Here is a 24,140-nt window from a genome sequence, read left to right on the forward strand (position 1 = left end):
TAAGATAGATACATACATAAAACTGGAAAAGATATAGGGTGGAGGATAGGTATGCTAAATAAGCTTATGCGTAAAAAGCAGCCAGCATTGAATAATGATTTATTAAGAAGAAAAGAACTAGCGCAAATAGAACAATTGCCTTCTCATATATCGATTATTATGGATGGAAACGGTAGATGGGCTAAGAATCGCTCTTTACCAAGGGTTGCTGGTCACTTTGAGGGGATGCAAACCGTTCGGAAAATAACCAAGTTCGCCAATGAAGTAGGTATTAAAACCTTAACCCTTTATGCATTTTCAACGGAAAACTGGAAAAGACCAAAAATAGAAGTAGATTATCTTATGAAGTTGCCAGAAGAGTTTTTGGGAAAATATTTACCCGAGTTAATCGAGCAAAACGTACAGGTACAAATGATGGGGAATCATGATCTCCTTCCCGAACATACTAAAAGAGCAATTAATAAAGCAGTTGAACAGACTTCTCATAATAATGGGCTTATTTTAAACTTTGCATTGAACTATGGTAGTCGAGATGAAATTGTTCAATCAGTAAAGCAAATTGTTAACAAAGTACAGCACGGGTCAATCTCCAGTAATGAAATCACAGAGGAATTAATAAGTAGTCATTTAATGACTAAAGAATTATCCGAGCCAGACTTACTTATCCGTACTAGTGGTGAAATTCGTCTAAGTAACTTTATGCTTTGGCAACTTGCTTATACCGAGTTCTGGTTTACCGATACATTATGGCCAGATTTTGATGAAGCTTGTTTAATGGACGCCATTGAAAATTATCAAACAAGGAACAGAAAATATGGTGGACTTAAGTAAGAAGTATTAGAAAAGTAAACGATATTTGTAGAATTGAACTTTTGTAAGATTTAATTGCTAGGATTGTGGATTATCTCAAAATAGTTGCTCCCTAAAATTAAAAAATAAGAGATCTCTAAAAAAGCACTCCCGAGTGACGCTCCACTGTGTTGGAAACAATTCTATACTATTCTGAATTTATATTACAATTCAAGCGTGCATGAAATATAATAACCCTCTTTTCTTCCAACTAGGAAGGAAGGAGGGTTAAATTATTGGCTACAAAATTAGAATAATACGGTTTTGCAAGTAAGTACCACTAAACCGCAAATACCATTTCATCGAGAGCAAGTAAATGACTCAGTGACTTAGTTGTACGATTGAAAGATAGTTGCACTTGCGAAAAGGCTAGGATTTAAAAATTTGTCAGTCGCCGAGAGAATGCAAACACTTTTTTATAACTTTTTAGTTTATTACACCCTTTTATAATCAATTGAGTGGTACAAAAGTATACCAAGGAAATCATCCAGAAGGAGAATACTGAAAAATCAAAAAGTAACCGTTCGAGGGAGGCTGAATTATTTAGCGCTGTATATACTGAAGTTAGTTCCATTGCATGGTGACCAAACGAAGTCTTAAGGGAGAGGTGAACGACATAAATAGAGGAACTTAAATCTAGAATCGAATATACAAGTGAATGTGGCATTATTCTTCTTTTATCTATCACTATTGCAGGCTGAGGAACCAAGTATACCTTGATAAACTTAGTCAAAGAATTCTCTAAAGTGGGGTAATAAACCACTTTGGACAAAATGAAATATTCGAAACAAAGCTTAAAAAGGAAACAAGTAATACCAAAATTAAAAACTACGACTAATTGGAGGAAATATAAAATGAATCTTAAAAAGAAACTAGCAATGGGTATCGCAACTGGAGCATTGGCTGTAAGTATGATCGGCGGGGGAACTTATGCTTATTTTAACGACGTAGAAACATCAACTAATACATTTGCTGCTGGGACATTGGATTTGGCAGTTAATCCGGAAACAATCATTGATGTAAAAAACATTAAGCCGGGTGACTGGATGTATCGTGGTTTCAAATTGGAAAACAACGGTACCCTTGATATTTCAAAAGTATTGTTGACTACCGAATTTACTGAATCAGTAGCTGGCTTTGGAGATCACATTGTTGTAGAATTCCTGATAAACGAAGACAAAAGCAGTATTCTTGGAGCTAGCAATGTGATTGACTCCATGACTTTGAGCGAATTGGCAAATATGTCAGCGGATGCCGTTAAAAATGAATCACCGAAATGGTTTGGATGGCAGGGTGGGGAAAACAGCGGTCTCAAAGCTGGTACAAAGGATCAATTGCACGTAATGTTTAGATTCAATGACAATAAACAAGACCAAAACGCCTACCAAAATGCAAATCTATCTTTAAAGTGGAAGTTTGATGCACAGCAGACAGCTGGAGCATCGAAATAATATATAACCTGGGAGGAGATTAATTCTCCTCCCTTATTTTTTTCCAATCATAGGTACATTCCTTATATATATTTCTCAGCATATAAAGATATTTTGTGTTTTGAGGAATATATTTAAAGAAATTCCAACAATAAAAATTAGAAAGGCGGGATCGGATTGAAAAAGAAACGTAGACGCAGATATAAGAAAAAGAAATACGATCTTTTCCTGATTTTTGAAATTGCACTCATTTGTTACTTAGTCATCTTCGGCACCGGTTATATGACGTCTAACACATCTGCACATTTCAGCAGTCAGTCGCAGGTCTTTGAGACAATCACTTCCGATATTTGGGAAGTTCCGCAAATTTTTGTCAATGCATGTGGCCAAGAATACACCATTGACGAGGTAACAGGTGAAATAGTCTATCTTGACCTCGAAATCAAAAATTATAGTCCTATAGAAAAAAGCGAAACGGATGTATTATCAAGCGGTGAAGAAGAGATTAACAGTGAAGCTAAAGATGATACTCCTATAGAAGAAAGCAAAGCGGATGTATTATCAAGCGGTGAAAACGAGGTTGACAGTGAAGCTAAAAATGATACTCCTATAGAAGAAAGCGAAACGGATGTATTATCAAGCAGTGAAGAAGAAATTAACAGTGAAGCTAAAGATGATACTCCTACAGATGAAAGTCAAACAGATGTAATATCAAGCGGTGAAAACGAGGTTGACAGTGAAGCTAAAAATGATACTCCTATAGAAGAAAGCGAAACCGATGTAATTTCAAACGGTGAAGAAGTGATTGATTGTGAAGACATAGTTGGTTTGGATACTACGGAAGAGTTAGAATGTGTAGGCAAAGATGGTAGCCCTGTAGTAGAAAATGATACTGCTTCAAGTGAGGAAATCATCGCCGACTGTAACGCTAATGAGGAACTTTTAGTAGAAAGCGAAATAGTAGCACCGGAAAACATAGAAACAATTGAACAGAAAAATGAAGAACAGAATGAATTAGAAAATGGAAACGGTGAAGGCGACAAAGAAGGCGACACCACAACGGATATGGATGAAAGTAAAGAGGAAGAGCTACAGAAGCCTAATGATGAAAGTGAAAAACAAGCGGAAGGCAAGGATGAAACTGTAACCGAATCAAAGGAAAAGAACCCGACAGATAAGGATTCAACAAAAGATGAAACTTCCGAAAATAGTACCGAGCAAAACAATGCTGATGAAATGAACGATGCTGCAAAACAAGAAGAAAACATACAAAAAGCGGAGGATGACACAAATGAGATATAACAAGAAAACGAAAAAAGAAAAGATGAAAAAATGGGTAAATAACATTGTCTCTACCATATTGATGATCCTGCTAATCAGCGTAGCCTCTGTAGTAGTTATATCGAAAGCTTCTGGAGGAGAACCGCAATTTTTTGGTTACCAGTTAAAAACAGTTCTTTCAGGATCCATGGAGCCAGGAATTCAAACAGGTTCAATCATTTCCGTTAAGGCGGCCGAAGATAAAAACGCCTTTAAAGAAGGCGATGTCATTACATTCCAGGCAGAAAAAGATATTTTGATCACACACCGGATTACAGAGGTAGTCAAAAGTGGAGACTCCGTACTTTACCGGACAAAAGGTGATAATAACAATGCGGAGGATATGGATCCAGTTCTTTCCGACAATGTGGTAGCGAAATATACTGGATTCACATTACCTTACGTTGGATATTTCATTAATTTTTCCCAGTCTAAGAATGGAGCATTACTACTTTTAATACCTGGATTCCTGTTGCTTATTTACTCAGCATTTACAATTTGGAAAGTAATCTCTGTAATCGAATTGAACCCGAAAAAACAAGCAGATGTAGTAGTGGAAGAGAACGGGAATAGTACTTCCTAAAATGATCGATAGGGAATGTAAGGAGGCATTACAATGATTAAACTCTTTCGGTTATTCACATTACTTCTATTGATTAGCGTGATTTGTTTCTATTCTATGACGAATGTATTTGCAGAGGGTGAAGATGACAACGCTGAGAACGATATAGGCATCAGTCTATCACCAAAAGATAATTTATTTGATATTAGCAACATGAAGCCCGGTGATTGGGCGCCTAGGACTATTACAGTTCAGAATTCCGGCAATACTGATTTTGTTTACCGTATGCAGCTACAAAACAGTGGAGAAAAAAAGCTTTTCAATGAGCTTTTAGTGGAAATAAAAGCAGGTGATGAGGAGTTATATCAAGGGAAATTGGCCGAACTTGAATCATTACAAGAAAGAGAACTTACAAGCGGCACCGAAGAAAATTTAGATATCACTATTCGCTTTCCAGAGCATCTTGGCAATGAATTTCAAGGGCTTGAGTCAGCATTTGTATTCTCTTTTGCAGCGGAAGGAAACGATAGCACAGTAGTCCAAGCCATGACAACAGGACAGGTTGCTAGCGTTGGTCCACCTTCAGTTGGTACAAGCATACCTACCACGTCCACAAATATATTCAATTGGATACTATTTGGTACTTTACTTGCAAGTGGGGTAATTGTATTAATGGTCATCAGACGGTACAGACGGATGAAAATGGCTCCATAGCCACTGAGCTGTCTCCGCTAAATATTAAAACAGCCCTGTAGAATATTCTCTACGGGGCTGTTTTTAAGTAAGTATGCATTATATTTGTTTATATGCATAAATTTGGTGATTCTCTATTGCGGTTACAGGGATCTAAACGCATCTTCTATTTTGGAGTGAATGAAATACATAAAAATAAAAACAGAAACATATCATAATCTGACATATTTGCAACCAGAGAATGTGAATTGCGGTAACCACATCCCTCTGTATAAGTTTTTGTAGAGGTACTTAGATTTTACTAGAAAATGTCCTTATTTTAATGTCTAAAAAACAAAGACCTATGAATTTTACTATTAGTAAACTATACAAGGCTTTTCAATTTTCGAGGAGGGTTTTGTCCCAGTCTCTTTCTTACTATTCTATCAATTAATGAATACATGGATAGACATAAATACCTGTGTTAAGACAAAAATAGTTAATAGAAGCACGCGTAAAGTGACGTAATATTTGACGTTATTTGGTTATACTGAACTATATAAAATAGTAAATATAAAGGAAACTGTGAAGTACTTCCTGCATTTGGGCACCTGGGAAGTATGGAGTTACTGGTGCAACCGGCCTGATTAAATTTGGATATCTATTATCCAGTTTAGTTAGGCTTTTATTATGAGTTTAGGAGGAGGTCGATTTAGAAATGATAAAATCTTCAGAGCTTACCCCAAAATTGGATTCAAAAGCTACCTTACTAAATGAGCAGCAAGAAGAATTGTTAATTGAAAATAAAAAACTTGCTGAGACAAATAGAAAGTATCAAGACACATTGGAAAATATTATGTCTCTGTACCGAAAGCTATACAGCTTTTCATCTCATAAATCCCTTGAGAGACTAGTAGAAGAAATTACAATCACTTTAATAAAATGTATGCAAGAAAATGCAGCCTTCTTTTGGGTAATTGATTACCATTCGCAAATCAGCTACTTCTCCAATAAAACAAGCAATGCAAATTTAGAAAATGATTTAAGGAATGATTGGCATCATATACATGGGAAAAAGGAATCGTTTATTAGTACTTATAACCAGGAATACTTTTGGATGAAAATAATAAGAAATTCCCAACATGTTGGAGTTTTAGGAGTGAAAGTTTCCGATTTTGAAGAGGTGAAAAATTCAATTATACTCAATCGTACATTTGAATTTTTAGCCGAACTTAGTGAAATGACACTAGAAAGAATACACATGAATCAAATAATGGATCAAATGCTCATCGTGGAGGAACAGAATCGTATCGCAAACGAAATTCATGACAGCGTTTCTCAGCGACTATTTGGAATTGTTTATTCGTTGCATAGTTTACGGGTCAAGAGTCGAAGTATTACAACAGAAGAATTGGATCAAGAATACCAATTCCTATCCCAGACTGCCAATACAACTATGAAAGAGCTCCGAGCATCGATTTATAAGCTCAGCTCTGTGAAGAAGGGGAATAAAGCATTTTTTGTCATTCTAGAAGATTATTTAACCGAATATGCAAAGTTACATGACATTAAAATCGATTATCAACTATCTGGGGATGAGTCTCTTCTTACACAAAAGATTAAAAATGGACTTTATCGAATTATTTGCGAAGCATGTGGAAATGCAGTCCGACATGGAGAATGCACTGTAATTGTGCTTACATTAGCTGCATTAGAAGATAAAATAATAGTAGAAATAGAAGATAACGGAATTGGGATTCATTTGCATAATCATGAAAAAGAAAACGGAATAGGACTTATGAATATGAGAAGTATTATAAGTTCTTTTAGTGGATCATTCTCCATTGATAGCTTACAAGGTGTAGGAACAAAAATTCAAATTGAGATTCCAAATGTAAAAATGCTAAAAAAACAAGAGGTGCTTGGATAATGAAAGTCGTAATTATTGATGACCATCCATTGATTAGAAAAGGATTAAAATCATTATTTTCATTAGACGAATTAATAGATGTAATTGGAGAAGCTGCAACTAGAAAAGATGCATTAGAACTTCTTCGTAATGAAACACCTGATATAGCGATTGTTGATCTTCGACTAGGAGACGACTCAGGTCTCGATCTAATAAAAGAAGCTTCTCGCACAGGGATAACTAGTAAATTTGTTATACTTACCTCTTCCACAAGTGAGGACGATTTTAACAAAGCAAAAGAAATTGGTGTGGCTGGTTATCTGTTAAAAGAAGCACTCCCTGAAGAGCTCCTACATGCTTTACTGATGATTAGCAGAGGAAGAAAATACTATGATCCGGCAGTATTAGATTTACTCATGAAAGTAAGTTCAACTGTTGAAGAAGATGGACATATTGAACAATTAACCCCAAAAGAGAAGGAAATATTAATAGAACTGGGTAAAGGGCATTCCAATAAAGAAATTTCAAAATCGCTGTATATAACAGAGTTTACTGTAAAAAAGCATGTCAGTCAGGTTTTTGCAAAGCTAGGTTTATCTGATCGAACCCAAGCAGCTTTATATGCTAATGCCAAAGGTCTAGTCAAATATACAATAACCTCATAAACAACAAAAGTGTAATTGAATTTCGATTTCCTACGCCGAAACTATTTTCCTTTTAAGCACGTCAAATGATGCCCATCTGATTTTTCAGGTGGGCATTATTTAATGCTATATTAGTATTAGAATAGTTAATTTGCATGTTTAATGACGGAAGAGGGACCAAAATATGAAGAAACTCCTAGCCTATACATCGGTTTTCCTGTGGATGGCATTAATATTTTATTTTTCGAATCAACCGGCTAATGAGTCTAACGAGTTGAGTACAGGAATAACCGAAGTTATTGTAACGGCGGTAGAAAAAGTTGCTCCTCATTCTAATTTTATTGTTGGAAATTTAAATCATTTCGTTCGAAAGAATGCACATTTTCTTATCTATTTAGTGCTAGGTGTGCTTCTTATACATTCTTTACGGTTAAGTGGGGTAGACGGATATAAAGGGATAGGACTGGCTTTATCCATTTGTGTGTTGTATGCCATATCAGATGAAGTGCATCAGCTTTTTGTTCCCGGTAGGGGGGCTCAGGTAAGGGATGTGTTTATTGATAGTGCGGGGGCATTTGTTGGAATCGGGATTTATGTGGTAATTTTGTTTCGAACTCATGTGGATGGGTAGACTATTTACTGAACTGGCAGTAAATGCTTAGAAAGGATGATTCCACATGATGTATCCTCTACTTACTATTCTGTGGAGTGCTTGGATACTAGTTGCGACAACTACTTCAGATCCATATATCTTTTTGTATGATCAAGTTGTCCAGTTTAGCTTTGAACCTTCACCCAATTACCTGGATTTACTCATTACGAGTGATATCGCGTTAACAAGTGAATTTTATATCATACAAAAAACTGGTCATATGCTGACGTTTGCTCTTTTGTATACATTATATTTTCGTTGGTGGAAGCGGAAGGGTTTTGCACTCTTAGTAACTGGTGTATACGCAGCTTTTACGGAGATTCTTCAGTTGTATTTCAATCGAAACGGCAGATTGTTTGATGTTGGAATAGACTTTTTAGGGATTATGGTTGCTTTTTTTGTTTGGGCTTTTGTTGTAAAGCAGAATGGACGAGGTAGGAGGACATTTTTGGAAGGGGAATGATGTACGGCATATGACTACCAAAAAAGGATTACAACAGGATAGAGTCTGAATTGCATCTTATACAGGTACTATATGTTGGATACCAATCCCCTCAAAAATCCATAAAAAAAATATTGTACTATTCAGTATTTCCACATACAATCAACATATCTCAAAAGAAATTTTCAAGATAGAATGATAAATAATTGAAGGATACATAAAAGCATGAAAAAAAACTATTTAAAGATTATCACCATTATTGGGATTTTACTAATATGTGTCGTTGCTATGAATATCCTTGCTATGAATATCATTCTAGTCAAAGATAAAGCGATTTCACCAAAAGCAGTGAATGGCGTTTTAGATTTACGGAATTATGAGTTTAACGGAGCAGAACCGGTAGAAATGAATGGAGAGTGGGAGTTTGTTCCTAATAAGTTGCTGGATTCTCCGGCCCTCGACGAACAAAAAAACTATCTTGTTCAAGTTCCATCATTATGGACGGATTATGACCTATTATTTAATCTTTAGCACCTTGACCATTTTAATTTATTTCACTATCGGAACGCTAAATGTTACATCAAATTATGCGATCAATATTTTACCACCTTTATTTCCTTTTATTTGTTTGACGATGCTTTCGCTTTATATTTCCCATCGTTTCATGGATTCCTTCCTAAAGAAAGAGGAGTTGTCCAATGCTCTTCTACGTGTGGATAAGTTGAAGGACGAGTTTCTTGCAAAGACTTCTCATGAATTTCGAACCCCTTTACATGGAATTATAGCAATTTCTCAATCGATGCTAGAGGATAGAAAATCTTCCTTGACGGTAAATGAAGAAGAGAAAATGGGTCTAATCGTAGGAACCGCTCAGCGTTTATCTAACCTTGTAAACGATATTTTGGATTTTTCGAAATTGGAAGAAGGTAATTTGCGTGTCAGTATTACCTCTGTGGATCTATTTTCCATCGTCCATGTCGTAGTGGAAACTTTTACATACATGATAGAAAAAGATGTGAAGATCGTTAATCATATCCAACGTGGGCAGTTTGTATCTGCAGACGAGGAAAGACTTCGTCAAGTTTTATATAATCTAATAGACAATGCGGTTAAATATACTATTAGAGGCAAAGTGGAAATTAATTGCTTTGAACAAAATGAAAATATAGTAATAGAAGTTAGTGATACAGGAATAGGAATGACGACTGAAAATTTAAAAACTGTTTTCGAGCCTTTTCGCCAATACAGCAATACAGCTGGAGGAACTGGTCTAGGTTTAAGTGTTACGAAAGAGCTCGTGCAGATTCAAGGGGGGACTATTACTGTAAAATCAGTAGTGAATAGAGGGACTACCTTTGCTGTTACACTTCCTAAAGCAATTCACCTCAACGAGACAAAGCAACAACTTTTTTCACCACCTATACCTTCAGTTATTGAAAATAAGGGTGGAAAAAAAGTAATTATAGCAGATGATGATCATGTGAATTTGAAAGTACTCATCGACACGCTTGTATCTGAAGAATACTTCATCATCGCAGTTGATCATGGAAATGCAGTTTTGGAGCAGATGAAAAAACATCCCGATGTGGATCTTGTCATATTAGACATTATGATGCCAGGAGTTTCTGGTTATGAAGTATGTCAACAATTGAGGAATTCTTATCTACCCTCTGAGCTTCCTATTTTAATGCTAACGGCTGCCGTTCGACCAGAAGATATGATTGCAGCATTCCAGTCTGGTGCAAATGATTTTCTACACAAACCTTTGGATATCTCCGAGTTAAAAACTAGAATAAGAAACTTGCTATTAATGAAAGAATCATCCGAAAATGCGGTGAAGATGGAAATAGCTTTTTTACAAGCGCAAATAAAGCCACATTTTATTTATAATGTATTAAACTCCATTCTATCTCTCAGTTATGTAGACTTGGATAAGGCACGTGTCATGATTACAGATTTCGCTAACTTTATGAGAGGGAGCTTTTCCTTTGAAAATACGCATAGTCTCGTGCCACTGGAGAAGGAACTTTCCCTGATTCAATCCTATGTGAATATTCAGCGTACTAGATATCCAGAGCAGCTAGTGTGGGAAGTACAAATGGAGGAATCGTTCCATTGTCTAATTCCTCCTTTACTTTTGCAGCCTATCGTGGAGAATGCTATAGTTCATGGATTGAAAAAGAAGGAAGGTCAAGGAACTGTAAAGCTCACCGTTAATAGGGAAGAAGACATGATTGTTTTTCGAATAATAGATAATGGAACAGGGATGACTAAACAACGACTCCAACAAATTTGGAATATTGAAAAGGATAAAGTGCAAGGCGTTGGACTTCAAAATATAGAGAAGCGACTGAAATATTATGAAGATGCCTCTATTCAAATAACAAGTGAAGAACATATAGGAACAATTGTAGAATTAAGATTTCCACTCATACATTTGGAAAAGGAGGGACATTAAATGTTAAAAGCCATATTGGTCGATGACGAAATTTTGGCGCTCCAATTATTAGAAGCAATACTAACAGAAATTGGAGGAATCGAAATAATAGGCAAGTTTTCTAACCCGCTAGAAGGATTAGAAAGCCTAGAAGCACATAAGCCCGATATTCTATTTCTTGATATCGAGATGAAGGAAATGAACGGAATAAAATTCGCAGAAAAAATCGATGTAACTGCTTCTCAAACGGATATCATATTCGTTACAGCATATGACGAGTATGCTTTGGAAGCATTTAATGTCCAGGCATTGGATTATATTCTAAAGCCGATTGAAAAGAGTCGTTTAGAAAAAACAGTGAGACGAATTAGTCAGCGTAGAAAACAACCTAGCCCCCCTTCCAATGAAACGCCATCACTAAAAGCTAGTTTTCTAGGAGGCTTCCGATTACTTGACCATCAAAATGAACCAATCAAGTGGAGAACGAAAAAGGTGAAAGAATTCTGTGCCTATCTCATCCATCAAAATAAACCTGTACACAGGGAAAAAATTATGGAAGAGTTATGGCCAGACCGTCCATTAGATAAAGCATCCGTAGCATTGCACACAACTGTATATCATTTGCGAAAAGAACTAAAAAATCATGGGTATCATGATTCCATCAAGTATGTAGATGAACGCTATTCTCTATCGATAGAGTTAAATAGCGATGTGCAAGACATAAAAAAAGTCTTCAATCAAATACTAGTCCAAGTAGAAAATGTTAAAAAGGTCATAGATTTATATAAAAATCATTATTTAGCAGAAGAATATTATGATTGGGCGCTGGAAGAACGAGAACAGTTGCGAAAAGGGGTTACACAGTTTTTAGAGAAATATCTCGCTTCTTACAACATAGAAACAAAAACAGACAGTGTATCAAAAGAAGCGATAGACAAGCTTATAGAAATGGACCCTTGGGAAGAACGATATACCATACAACTGGTTCGATATTATGTACAACTAGGAAATACTCGAGCAGCAGTACAAGTCTATGAAAACTATAAAACGATTCTATGGCAGCAGTTAGGAATAAAGCCACAGGAAAACTTTGAAGATTTAATAAAAATATTAAAATAGTCCCTTAAACCACCTGATATTAATCAATATGGTGGTTTTTTTGTCGTATTTTGTCAGTGATGTTCAGAAAATGTCTAGACTAAAGTTCTATAATACTCTCAAGGGAATAAATAAAAAAGACTAGAACCCTAAAAGGAGAAGTACATCTAGAATGAAAAAAAGAATAGTTAAACAAATTGTCGTAGCGGCCTTGCTCACATCCTCTATTTTCTCATTTACTTCAGTATCCTATGGTAAAGAGACGACTATCCAGCAATCAATAGATGCTGTGAAACAAGAGATGAAAAAAGCTCCACTCTATTATGTAGACCCTGCATTTAAAAGTGTATTAGAGCCGAGTAAAGAATTATACCCAGTGCTGAATAATGTGAAAAAGCATTATAAAGAGGTAAAACAAAAAATCCAATCTTCGAATCTTTCTACCAAGGAAAAGAAAGAAAAGATAAAAGAATTAGACGCATTGTATGAAGAAAAAATCACTAAAGGAGTAATACCTTATATTGATGCATATAATTATGCAGTTACGTATTTGGATCCAATTTTAGAAGAAATGTTGGATGCCCACGCTGCAGGAGATTTAGAGGGTGTTGAACAGGCCTATCATAAGTTATCGTATCAATTAGGTTCCCGTACATCTATTTTATACCGCTTCACCGGAAAAGCGCCCCGGAATTTATTATTAGAAAAATATAAAAAGCCATCTGATGCAAAACGAGACGAATTACGAATTCCTGTAACAATCTACATGAAAAATAATGAAGTATTAAGATTATGGAAGGAAGGGAAAAAAGAAGAGGCAAGAAATGTAATGGATGAGGTACTTACACTTGTTTCGAAAACTTCCATCAATGGGAAAACAAATTATTCGAATTTGTTATCCAAAGAAGTAAAGGATGCAGAAGCACTTTTCTCTACTCTTCCGATACCAACTCCAACACCAGAAGTTCCAAACAACCCATCAGTAGGTGGAGGGGACAACGAAGCACCTTCTGAAAGTTCCGCAGAACGAAAATTGCGCCTAGCAAAAAGTAAAGCTATTGCAGAGTTAACAGATTATAAAGAAGCAGTAAAAGATGATTATAGTGAAGCGAATTGGATCACTATCTCATCATTAAAAACATCGTGGACAAGTACAATCAATGCTGCAACAACACCAGCCGCAGTTGCCCAAGCATTAAGTGATGCCAAAGCAGCGATCGATGAAGTTAAATCAATTGAGCAAGAGGAAGCAGAATACCAAAACGTGCTAGCCACTGCGAGAAACTTAGCAATCGAAGAGTTAACGAATTATAAAAACGTAGCAGACTATAGCTCGGAAAATTGGTTGCTAATACAATCAGCTAAAACAACTGGAACCAACGAGATTACTACAGCAACAACACCAGCCGCAGTTGCCCAAGCATTAAGTGATGCAAAAACGGCAATCGATGCAGTAAAAACACTTGTTCAAGAGGAAGCAGAATACCAAAACTTGCTAGCCACTGCGAGAAACTTAGCGTTTATAGAGTTAATGAATTATAAAAACGAAGCAGACTACAGCGCAGAAAATTGGTTACTAATACAATCTGCTAAAACAACTGGAGCCAGCGAGATTACCACAGCAACAACAACTATTGCGGTAGCACAAGCATTAACAGATGCAAAAACAGTAATCGATGCAGTAAAAACACTTGTTCAAGAGGAAGAAGACGAGAATATCAATCAAGCACCAACAGTAGCTAATGCTATTACAGATCAAAATGCTCAGGTAGGAGCAGGCAATGTAATAGTTGACGCAAGTAGTACATTTTCAGATAGTGATGACCTAACACTTACAGCTGTTTCTAGTGATATTACGAAAGCAACAGTAATAGTAAATGGAACGAATATAGTGATCTCACCAGTAGCTCAAGGTACAGCCAATATTACAGTAACCGCTTCAGATGGAAGAGGTGGCACAGTAACTGATTCGTTTACAGTTACAGTAGCTGCAGCTTCATCAGTAATAGTTAACACAATAGACTGGACTATCGATGGTGTATCATTTACTGTACTAAACGATAAAGTATCCTTGACAGAAGCAGTAGCTACTAACAAAGCCATTTATAGAACTTTAGGGAATACAGTAACTAGGTATCCTCCAAATGCTACAGAAATTTATAAAGAAAAGCTAATAGGTGGTTCAGATTATAAGGTATATATTGAATTTCCAGATGGTGTATCAGGGTTTGATAATGGCTATCTTTTTAGAGGTCCAAATGATGGTGTAACTGTGGAAGTGATAAATGAGAATACTCTAAGATTTTCAGTTAATACTTGGGACATGAGCACTAAATTTTCGATTGAGAGTATGAAAGTTATAATTGAAAAAGCATCTGATCCGTCAATAAAATATAATATAGATATTAAAGTGAATACAACGATTAACCAACAGGTAGTAATTATCCGTTAGTAAAATGGAAAAAAGAAAAAAATGGGATTTAATTAAACTTGTATAAGCTACGATAGAAAAAGGAAAACAAGCCAATTTGCGAAATACGCAGATTGGCTTGTTTATTTTCGATGACATGTTGCAATTATTATCGAACAAAAATATAGCTCCTTTTTCTGCAAAACTATCAAAATTCTACGTTGAATAGTTTCCAATTCAATAGTAAAATTAAATTGTGGAAAAATATTGGAAATTAATCGATGTTTTACCTTAAAAGAGGAGGAGAAATATGAGTAAACGTTTTATCAAACAAACAACAGCTGCAGTATTGTTAACGACTTCCATTTTATCGTTTTCATCAGTAGCACTAGGGGCAACTTCAGTTGATCAATCGGTGAACAATGCGAAGGCGGAACTGAACAAAGCGACGACACATTATGTGTACCCGTCACTAGATGGGAAACTTGCACCAAGTAGCGCACTATACCCTGCGTTAAACAGTGTAAAGAAAAATTATGAACTTACAAGAAGTGCGGTAGTTTCCTCTAAACTATCTACTGCACAAAAGAATGCGAAGTTGAAAGAAATCGATACGCTATACAAAGAAAAAGTTTCAGGAGGTTTATTACCATATATTGATGCATTTAATTATGCAACAGAATACTTAGTGCCCATTATGAAGGAAATTGAAGCAGCGCAAGCAAAAAATGACTTTGCAGCAGTGGAAAAAGCGTACCACAAATTATCGTACCAACTAAAAGGTAGAACAGCGATTCTATACCGTTTCTCTGGTAAAGCAGCTCGTGATCTCCTATTAGAGGAGTACAAAAAGCCAGCAGATGAAAAACGCCATGAATTAATGGTGCCAGTCACTATCTACATGAAAATTGTAGAAGTAAACGATTTATTTAAAAATGGCAAAAAATCAGAGGCTCAAACTAAGTTTGCAGAAATCGAAGCACTATTAGACCGTCTTCCAAATGCATCTACAAACAAATTCGTTGGGGCATTATTAGAAGAAGTTGCTAAGTTGAAAACTACTATTGACTATACTTCCGTTACATCTACTCAACAAGCAATCCTAAATGAAAAGGTTGCTGGTTTAGTAACTGAACTGAATACAACGCAATCTGATCAAGCAACAGTTTCTACAAATGGTTCTAATTCTCTTATAGTTACTGTGAAAGAAGACATTGGAATTCCGAAATTTTTAGGAAAAGGATTCTACCAAACATTTACGAAGCAACTAGGAGTAACGAAAGTGAATGGTTTCAATCCTACATCCATAAAAGCTCTAGAGTATACTGCAGCAGCATTCCCAGAAGGGGCAGATTCATTAGCTGATCTAAAAGGGAAAACAGTTACGCTTAAAATTACAGTGGACAATGGTTCAGCATTAGACGTAGAATTTAAAATCACGTTTGAGTAATAAAAAAACATAGTATGAAGCCATATTAAAATCCGGTGCTCTCTATTCGTTTTAGAATAGAAAGCACCGGATTTTTCTTTTTGCTTTTAATTTTTAACGAGCCTCTGTAAGACACAACTTCAAAATAATTAAAAATAATATTCAAATTGTATCACACAAAATGATAAGTCAGTTATGTCTTATACTGTCGAATATATAATAAATATGTAGAAAACTGTGAAAAACAGGTAAAAATTACTAATATACATAATAATATGACTAATTAATTAACATAATTATGAATAAAAACAGCGCTTCAATTTTCCTAATATTCATACTAATATTAAGAAGTAAGAGATATAATTCCATTTCTTAAGCCCTTAAACTTTTTATATTAAACTCTGTGCAAGACATATCAAAAACAATTCAGAGTAGGGTATGAATGTCCTCTTGCACAGAGACATGTTATTACATCAAAGACTATCACATATATTTGAGATTTATTACATCATGAAAGTTACTTAAACGGTAACGATTTTCAAAGAAAGGAAGCGATTATTATAAAAAAGCAATAGCAGTAAGTAGGACAAACTTATAGTTTCGAAGAATAAATAATTGTGGAAAAAGGGGAGAAGTATGTTGAAGAATAAAATAGTAAATAAGCTATTTAGCACATTGATGGTACTAGCGATGATCTTTACGATGTTTAGTCCGGCCATGACTGCTTCTGCAAATGTAGATGTAAAGCCATTCAAACAAAATAGTGCAAGTGAAAGCACGTTACAATTAAAAGCAGCAATCGCAGAGCAATTGAATGTGTTGGATGGTGGACCAAAACTACACAAAGATTTACAAGACCTATCGGGTAGCCAAGAAGTTGCAGTAATCATACATTTATCAGAAAAACCAGTTGCCCTTGAAAAAGGAATAAACGAATTAAAGGGAAAAAGCTTTTCAGTAGCACAAGAAAATCAAGTAAGAACGAAAGTACGCTCACAACAAGCAACTGTTAAAAAAGAACTAAACTTAAAAAATATTGCCATTAAACAAGGGTATACATTCGATACAGTATTAAACGGTTTCGCCGCAACTGTAAAAGCGAATGATCTCCCAAAACTACTAACTGTTCAAGGAGTTACACTAGTAGAACCGGACACAATCGTTCATGCGTCGGAAGAACAACAAAAAACGAAACCGACGAAACCTTCTACGATTAACAAAGATAAAATCGTAGATGCAAAGATGAATACAAGTATTTCATTCTTAGGTATCGAAAGACTTTGGAATGAAGGAATCGAAGGGCAAGGCATCAAAGTTGCCGTACTGGATACTGGAATCGATAAAGATCATCCAGAATTTGCAGGCATTTATAAAGGTGGAAAGAACTTTATTCCTAATTCATCTACCTACACAAAAACTCGTGCGGAAAATGATGCTTCCGAAACATTGCCATCGGAACGCCCAGCAGGAACTCCCGAATTTAATGCGAATGGAAGTTCATTCTATACTTCTCACGGTACACATGTTGCGGGCACAATTGCTGCAATTGGTGCGAATGTATACGGTATTAAAGGGATTGCACCTAAAGTAGATCTTTACGCTTATCGCGTACTTGGTGCTTACGGCAGTGGAGCTACTTCTGGTATTGTAAAAGCAATTGACACAGCTGTAATTGAAGGTATGGACGTTATTAACCTATCACTTGGTGGCGGCGCTAACACAGAAACGGATAGCGGATCTTTTGCGATTAATAACGCAATGATGGCCGGCACAATCTCTGTCATCGCGACAGGTAATTCTGGTCCTAACCGTGGGACGATGGGGACTCCAGCTACGGCTCGCTTAGGTATCGCAGTTGGTAACACAACGAATCCGGAAACAATGTACAACGGACAAGTGAATGTTACAGTTGGTGCATACAATCTTACAAAACAATTACAATTAATGGGTACTACTTTCGGTGCCGATCTAGCAACACAACTTCAAGGTGAATTTGACTTAGTTGCAGTTCCTGGAAACGGGGAAGCGAAGGATTATCAAGGAATCGATGTAAACGGCAAAGTTGCATTGATTTCACGTGGTAGCATAGCATTTGTCGATAAAATTGCCCATGCAAAAGAAAATGGTGCAGTAGCAACGATTATCCATAACTTTGCAGGTGGAACGAATGCACCAAATCCATCTGGCACATTCCTTGGTGACTCTTTTGCGTTTATTCCAACGTATGATATGTCCCAAACAGATGGAGATGCAATTCGTGCAGCTTTAGCATCTGGAGCAGGAAAAGTAACATTCGGTAATTTTGGTTCTACTAAAACAACTGGGGATGAAGTAAATAGCTCTAGTTCACGCGGACCTTCTACACCAAACTTTGACATTAAGCCAGATGTAAGTGCACCTGGTACGAATATTATGTCTACCATTCCAATGTACAAAACAGATTTCCCAGATGCGGTTTACAATGAAGCATATGACCGCAAAACAGGAACATCCATGGCAACTCCGCATATCGCAGGGATTGCAGCACTTATCAAACAAGCAAATCCAGACTGGAATGCTTTCGATGTAAAAGTAGCACTTTCCAATACAGCAAAAGTTCTCCATAAAGGAACATATGATGTATTTGCTCAAGGTGCTGGTCGTGTAGACGCATATGCAGCAGCTCATCCAAGCATACTTGCCTATGCAAAAGACACTGCCGTGTTAGACAGCAGTGGAGCAATCGTTGAAAACTTGAAAGGGACAGTTACATTTGGTCCACAATCGTTAAAAGAAAATCTATCTGTTACGAAACAAATTCTAGTAAAAGATAGCAAGGGTACCGGTGGAAATTATAATGTGACAGTTGATACGACAAAAACATTCGGCGATGCAAAAGTAACGGTTGATAAATCATCGTTTACACTTGCAGGAGAGCAACTGTTAAATGTTACGTTGACCGCTTCTAAAGCGACAGCTCCAAATGGTTCAGAAATACTCGGATATATCCACATTAACGGGGGCGGTTCCGATATTTCATTGCCATTCGCAGCTGATTTTAGTGGTGTAGTAGCTACGGAAATTAGAGATATGAATATTTCGGAAACGGACCTATCCTTTGACGGAGATGGTGTGAAAGATTCAGCCGAGCTTACATTCACATTGACTGGGAATGTGACAACGAATTACATCGAACTTTGGGATATCATGGATCCTGAAGGTGGAGAATACGGAGACGGATACATCGGTTACTTACATGCTGGTTCTTCCCTTGGAGCTGGCTCTTGGAAGTTAACTGTTGATGGGGAGTACCAACCTTGGAGCGGTGAACCTGCAACAACCATTCCAGATGGCCTATATACAATCGACTTTACTGGACTTTCTGCTACAGGTGTAATTGGTGACTACGTTGGACCAGTTGTTGTGAAAACAACGAAACCAGTAATTGCAGGATCTGTGAAAGATGGAGTAGCAACTGGGCAAGTAACGGACAAGTACATTGAATATAATGAAGAATTGTACTTGTACGGTTTAGAATTTGACTTAAATGACAAACTACACGCTTCTTATGTTGCAACTGTTAATGGAGAAACTGCCGATGCAGTAGACTTTGATTTAGCGCAAGATGGATCTTACTCATTCCCAGTGACAGCTGAAACAGATTCTGTGAAAGTTGTCGTTCAAGATGCAGCGGGCAATGTAGGTGAAGCTTTCATTTATGAAAAGGAAGAGACAGTAGTAACACTAGCTGTAAATCCAACGGAACTTGATTTAGCAGTAGGAGGAACAGCTCAACTGGCTGTTACAGAAACTTCTACACCTAAAGAAGGGGAAGCAACAGTAGTAGATGTAACTGCAGAAGCTACGTACGCTGTGGCAGATGAAAGCATTGCAACCGTTACGAATGGTTTAGTGACTGCGGTAGGAAAAGGTTCTACAACGATTACTGTTTCCCATGGTGAAAATGAAGTAACTGTAAATCTAACAGTAAAAGATTCAGAAGTGATTGTGCCAGGAGTTACATTAACTGCTAACAAAACAGAAATTGACCTCCAAAAAGGAAAAGAATCGCAACTGAAAATTACGGAAGTAACGACAACAGCAGATGGAAAAACAAAAAAGGCAGACGTAACAAAAGCAGCAACGTATAAAGTAGCGGATAATAAAGTTGCTTCTGTCAAAAATGGTTTAGTAACAGCGAAAAATGCAGGAAGCACAACAATTACGGTTAAATATGGTAAAAATGAGCTTACTGTAAATGTGACAGTTACAGAACCAGGGGTAACTCTCACAGCAAACAAAACAGAACTTGACTTACAAAAAGGAAGAGAAGCGCAACTGAAAATTACCGAAGTAACAACAACAGCAGATGGAAAAACAAAAAAGGCAGACGTAACAAAAGCTGCAACGTATAAAGTAGCGGATAATAAAGTTGCTTCTGTTAAGGATGGTTTAGTAACAGCGAGAAATGCAGGAAGCACAACAATTACAGCTAAATACGGTAAAAATGAAGTAACGGTAAATGTAACGGTTACAGAACCAGTAGTGACACTAGAAGCGAACAAAACGCAACTTGACCTAGAACCAGGAAAAGAAGCACAGCTAAAAATTACAGAAGTCATCACTTCTGCGGACGGAAAACAAAAAAAGACGGATATAACAACTCTTGCGACATACAAATCATCAAATGGTAAAGTGGCATCTGTAAGCAATGGTTTAGTAAAAGCGAAAGATGCAGGAACTACAACAATCACTGCTAATTACGGCAAAAACGAAGTAACTGTAAATGTGACAGTTACAGAACCGCAAGTGACACTGAACGCAAACAAAACAGAAATTGACTTAGAACCAGGAAAAGAAGCACAGTTGAAAATTACAGAAGTAACAACATCAAATGGAAAAACAACTGAAAAAAATGTAACAACAGCTGCTACGTATAAAGTAACTGATAGTAAAGTGGCTTCTGTAACAAATGGTGTAGTAAGAGCTAAAAATGCAGGTAGTACTCCGATCACTGTTAGCTATGGAGCAAATAATGTAATAGTAAATGTAACGGTTACAGCACCAGAAGTAACATTAGTTGCAGACAATACACAAATTGATCTGGAATTAGGAAAAGAAGTACTACTGAATATTAAGGAAGTAACAACAATAAACGGAACAACAACCGAAAGAGATGTAACAAAAGCCGCTACGTATAAAGTACAAGATACTAAAGTTGCTAGTGTAACTGGTGGTCTAGTTAGACCGAAAAAAGCAGGCAGCACATCCATTACGGTTAAATACGGTAAAAATGAGTTGACTGTAAATGTAACGGTGACAGAAGCAGCAATAAAATCTGTTGTACCAAGCTCTGAAACTTTAGTACCTAGCCCAGAATCTTTCACACCGGATTCGGAAATTACGGTACCAACACCGGAAATTTCCTTATCAAGTTTTGAGTCTTTAATGCCAGGTTCAAGTGCAATTCCTATGGCGGTGTAAGAAACAAATGAATAAGTAAAAAGAAACAGCTGAGGTGCAGTTCATGGCCACAGCTGTTTCTTTTTTGGGGGAATCCTTGTGTAAGAAATTTACTCGCAACTTTGTCAGGCATATGCGCAACCTTCTACTTCGTATTCGCAACATTCCTATTAATTTGCGCAACTTATTCATCGCTACTCGCAATCTTGCAAGGCTTACTCGCAACATATTAGTATCTTACACAGGGACAAAACATAAAAAGCACGAACTCCATAAAATGAGTTCGTGCTTTCTCCATTCCATCTACTAATCTAGGTATCTTCTAGCCCCAGAGTAGTTTCGTTTATAAACGCCTGCAGAAATAGATTCGATTTTGACTTTGTCGGATGCATTTGGTGCATGGAGCATCTTGCCATCACCGATATATAATCCGACGTGATACACTTTTCCTTTTCCTCCGTTACCCGCAAAAAATACGAGATCACCAGGTTGTAAGTTACTTTTTGAGACTGGTGTTCCTTTCGTTGCTTGGTAAAACGAGTCGCGTGGAATAAGGATCCCATGGTTTTTATACACGGAGTAAATAATGCCGGAGCAGTCAAATCCAAAAGAGGAAGTACCTGCCCATAGGTAAGGCAAACCTAGGAACATTTTGGCACTGTTGACGATATCTTTTTGTGTTGGTTTCGGAACTGCTGCATAATTTTTGTGTACTTTCGCATCTTTTTTAGCCAAATACTTTACACCGTTTTGTGGGGTAAGCACATGTAGCCATTCGCCTTCTTCCTTTATTACTGGAAGAATCGTTGTATAACTGATGTCTATATATTTATTCTTTTTATTTGTATCACTATATAGAGTGGAAGATTTCGCATTCACAATAGCGATCGAACAATTAGACGTATCTGTAGCTGTTTCGAACAAATGCGAACTTGGAACCCAACCAGGATAACCTTCTTTTAAATAAGGAACATACTGATCTTTGACTGCAATTTTAGTCCATTTTCCGCTTTTTTGTAAAACGGTGACTTCCTCTCCAAACAAAGCTTGGGTGTCGGTTTTATCTACGAGCCACCATTTTTGTTTCAGATTCATCGTTTTCATCCATTTAGAAATGTCTACTGGAGTAGAGATTGCAGGATGATCCACCGCTCGATCTATGCCTGGCTTGTGCCAAAGGGATGTAACTTGCACATTCACTTTCACTTTCACTGTTTTTGTATTGCTTGGCTTTTCACAAGAAGCAGGAACAGCGGGTACAGTTGGTATTGTCGGAACAGTTGGAGCTTTTATTCGGAAATCTGGATTTAAAATGCGTGCGATAAAAATAGCAAAGTCCGCTTTTGTAATGTTAGCTAAAGGTTTAAATGTATTGTCCGGATACCCTGTGGCGATATTCGTTGTTTGTAGCGTGTTAATAGCTTCTGCAACCCAATAAGTTGGTAGCACATCAACAAATGGTGTAGATATTGTCCCTTTTAGTTCAAAAGCTCTTACTAAGAAGACAGCAGCTTCCCCTCTTGTAAAAGGAACATCCGGATTAAACGCGCCATTCTCATCGGCATGTATAATTCCTTCGTTTGCAATGGCAGCCATTATAGGAAAGTTTACGTGGTCAGCTGTTACGTCCGTAAAATTTGGGTCCGGCTGATTAGAAGAATTAAGACGTAAAGATTTCACCAACATTTCAGCTGCTTCCAAACGGGTTATCTCCGCGTCCACTCCAAAGTTAAGTGCAGGGTTACCAGTGATTATTCCTTTAGAAGCTAAAAAATCTAGTTCCGCTTTTGCTGCGTGATCATCTCCAACATCTTTGTACAACGGTGCGGCAGAAACGGTACTAAAAGTTGAAAATAAAACAAACATAAAAGTAAAAACTGCTATTAATCTCTTCATCCTACTGATTCCCCTTTAATCTGGTAGTTACATATAATAATCTCCATATTACTGTACAAGAGAAAACATGAAATGTATAGACTATATAGAAATTTCTGTATTTTAAATATAGAAAAAGAATAGATCCAAAGACTTGAGTAAAAAGTTTTAAAAATTCTTATTATTTGTAAATTTAGACTATACATAGATATAGTTATTTGATAATATGTAGAAGAGGAGGCAAAAGGAGGATATATATTTGAAAGAAAAGGATTCTAAACTGATTAATCGACGAGTATTGGCACTTGAATCTGTTTTTACGAATGGCAACAAATCGAAAATCACGACAACAAATGGAATTCATTATTCAAAAATGTCTGTACTTGAGTTACTTAATAATGCTTGCATGCGCTACGCTTCTACTTTAGAAGGCCGCATGAAAGCGATTAAACTGATTATGAATTACTATCACAAAACACCGATTCTGATCAATCCAAAAGAGTTTGGCGCATTTCCTACAGTATCGTATAAGGATACAGAGTGTGTATGGATCTTTAATCATCATTTCTATGTCAACGAATTGGGGAATGGAAAATCGCAAATTGTGTTTGATAACGGAATTCATATGACTGTAAAAGTTTCCAAAAATGTTTTACTAAAACAACAGCAACGATTACACACAGCGATTAATATAATTAGCAATATTGAGGATTCAGAGTAAAAAACATTACACTAATAACAATGTCTCCGGAGAATGGATAAAAAGTAAAGCGGTTGAAGAAAATCTTCGGTCGCTTTTTTTGTATACAGAGCAATTCTGAATTGTACCAGAGTTGTGTATTACACAGCGTTTAATGTTAAATAAGTCAAGCGTTAAATAAATAGATTTTTGGCCGCACAAAACCAATGCCTCAATATTAGATGGAAAAAAATTGAAACTACCAATCACAAAACCATATAAGGACATTT

General features: G+C 36.6%; 17 protein-coding genes and 1 riboswitch. Of the genes, 16 read left to right on the forward strand and 1 reads right to left on the reverse strand.

The window, feature by feature from the left end; all coding sequences use genetic code 11:
• Window positions 1-51 precede the first annotated feature (51 nt).
• The 15 genes from FG383_RS15245 to FG383_RS15310 all read left to right on the forward strand — a co-directional run bounded on the left by FG383_RS15245 (window position 52) and on the right by FG383_RS15310 (window position 21,317).
• The gene (locus tag FG383_RS15245) at window positions 52-831 is read left to right on the forward strand and encodes an undecaprenyl pyrophosphate synthase (RefSeq protein ID WP_142608251.1); all 780 of its coding nucleotides are present in this window, start codon (window positions 52-54) and stop codon (window positions 829-831) included.
• A gap of 872 nt (window positions 832-1,703) precedes the next feature.
• Window positions 1,704-2,300, forward strand: a complete 597-nt coding sequence (locus FG383_RS15250; RefSeq protein WP_142608252.1) for a TasA family protein — start codon at window positions 1,704-1,706, stop codon at window positions 2,298-2,300.
• 156 nt (window positions 2,301-2,456) lie between these two features.
• Window positions 2,457-3,581: a putative sodium/potassium/calcium exchanger gene (locus tag FG383_RS15255; protein ID WP_142608253.1), complete on the forward strand. Its 1,125-nt coding sequence runs from the start codon at window positions 2,457-2,459 to the stop codon at window positions 3,579-3,581.
• A complete protein-coding gene (sipW, locus tag FG383_RS15260; protein WP_142608254.1) occupies window positions 3,571-4,182 on the forward strand; it encodes a signal peptidase I SipW in 612 nt (203 codons plus the stop codon). The genes FG383_RS15255 and sipW overlap by 11 nt, the downstream gene beginning before the upstream one ends.
• A 33-nt stretch (window positions 4,183-4,215) precedes the next feature.
• Entirely contained in the window at window positions 4,216-4,875 is a 660-nt protein-coding gene (locus FG383_RS15265) for a M73 family metallopeptidase (protein ID WP_142608255.1), read from the forward strand.
• Between the two features lie 527 nt (window positions 4,876-5,402).
• A riboswitch (cyclic di-GMP riboswitch) is annotated at window positions 5,403-5,486 on the forward strand.
• Window positions 5,487-5,551: 65 nt separating this feature from the next.
• Entirely contained in the window at window positions 5,552-6,763 is a 1,212-nt protein-coding gene (locus FG383_RS15270) for a sensor histidine kinase (protein ID WP_142608256.1), read from the forward strand.
• Window positions 6,763-7,407 carry a response regulator gene (locus FG383_RS15275; protein ID WP_142608257.1) on the forward strand — a complete coding sequence of 215 codons (645 nt, stop codon included), beginning with the start codon at window positions 6,763-6,765 and terminating at the stop codon, window positions 7,405-7,407. Before FG383_RS15270 ends, FG383_RS15275 begins: the two co-directional genes overlap by 1 nt.
• Before the next feature lie 163 nt (window positions 7,408-7,570).
• The gene (locus tag FG383_RS15280; protein WP_142608258.1) at window positions 7,571-8,017 is read left to right on the forward strand and encodes a VanZ family protein; all 447 of its coding nucleotides are present in this window, start codon (window positions 7,571-7,573) and stop codon (window positions 8,015-8,017) included.
• Between the two features lie 46 nt (window positions 8,018-8,063).
• Window positions 8,064-8,501 carry a VanZ family protein gene (locus tag FG383_RS15285; protein ID WP_142608259.1) on the forward strand — a complete coding sequence of 146 codons (438 nt, stop codon included), beginning with the start codon at window positions 8,064-8,066 and terminating at the stop codon, window positions 8,499-8,501.
• Between the two features lie 204 nt (window positions 8,502-8,705).
• Entirely contained in the window at window positions 8,706-9,011 is a 306-nt protein-coding gene (locus FG383_RS21375) for a hypothetical protein (protein ID WP_246097025.1), read from the forward strand.
• Entirely contained in the window at window positions 8,989-10,938 is a 1,950-nt protein-coding gene (locus tag FG383_RS15290; RefSeq protein ID WP_246097026.1) for an ATP-binding response regulator, read from the forward strand. The genes FG383_RS21375 and FG383_RS15290 overlap by 23 nt, the downstream gene beginning before the upstream one ends.
• Window positions 10,939-12,036 carry a response regulator gene (locus FG383_RS15295; RefSeq protein ID WP_142608260.1) on the forward strand — a complete coding sequence of 366 codons (1,098 nt, stop codon included), beginning with the start codon at window positions 10,939-10,941 and terminating at the stop codon, window positions 12,034-12,036.
• Between the two features lie 151 nt (window positions 12,037-12,187).
• On the forward strand, window positions 12,188-14,467 hold the full coding sequence (locus FG383_RS15300) for an Ig-like domain-containing protein (RefSeq protein WP_142608261.1): 2,280 nt from the start codon (window positions 12,188-12,190) through the stop codon (window positions 14,465-14,467).
• A 268-nt stretch (window positions 14,468-14,735) separates the two neighbouring features.
• Entirely contained in the window at window positions 14,736-15,875 is a 1,140-nt protein-coding gene (locus FG383_RS15305; RefSeq protein WP_142608262.1) for a hypothetical protein, read from the forward strand.
• A 615-nt stretch (window positions 15,876-16,490) separates the two neighbouring features.
• On the forward strand, window positions 16,491-21,317 hold the full coding sequence (locus tag FG383_RS15310) for a S8 family serine peptidase (RefSeq protein WP_246097027.1): 4,827 nt from the start codon (window positions 16,491-16,493) through the stop codon (window positions 21,315-21,317).
• A gap of 285 nt (window positions 21,318-21,602) precedes the next feature.
• Here the strand turns inward: FG383_RS15310 and FG383_RS15315 are convergent, their stop codons facing one another.
• On the reverse strand, window positions 21,603-23,192 hold the full coding sequence (locus FG383_RS15315) for an NlpC/P60 family protein (RefSeq protein ID WP_142608263.1): 1,590 nt from the start codon (window positions 23,190-23,192) through the stop codon (window positions 21,603-21,605).
• Window positions 23,193-23,430: 238 nt separating this feature from the next.
• Here FG383_RS15315 and FG383_RS15320 point away from each other — a divergent pair, with 238 nt between their 5' ends.
• Window positions 23,431-23,892: a competence protein ComK gene (locus FG383_RS15320; protein ID WP_142608264.1), complete on the forward strand. Its 462-nt coding sequence runs from the start codon at window positions 23,431-23,433 to the stop codon at window positions 23,890-23,892.
• Window positions 23,893-24,140 lie beyond the last annotated feature (248 nt).

It is taken from the genome of Psychrobacillus soli, from assembly GCF_006861775.1.
In the GTDB taxonomy this organism is placed as follows: Bacteria; Bacillota; Bacilli; order Bacillales_A; family Planococcaceae; genus Psychrobacillus; species Psychrobacillus soli.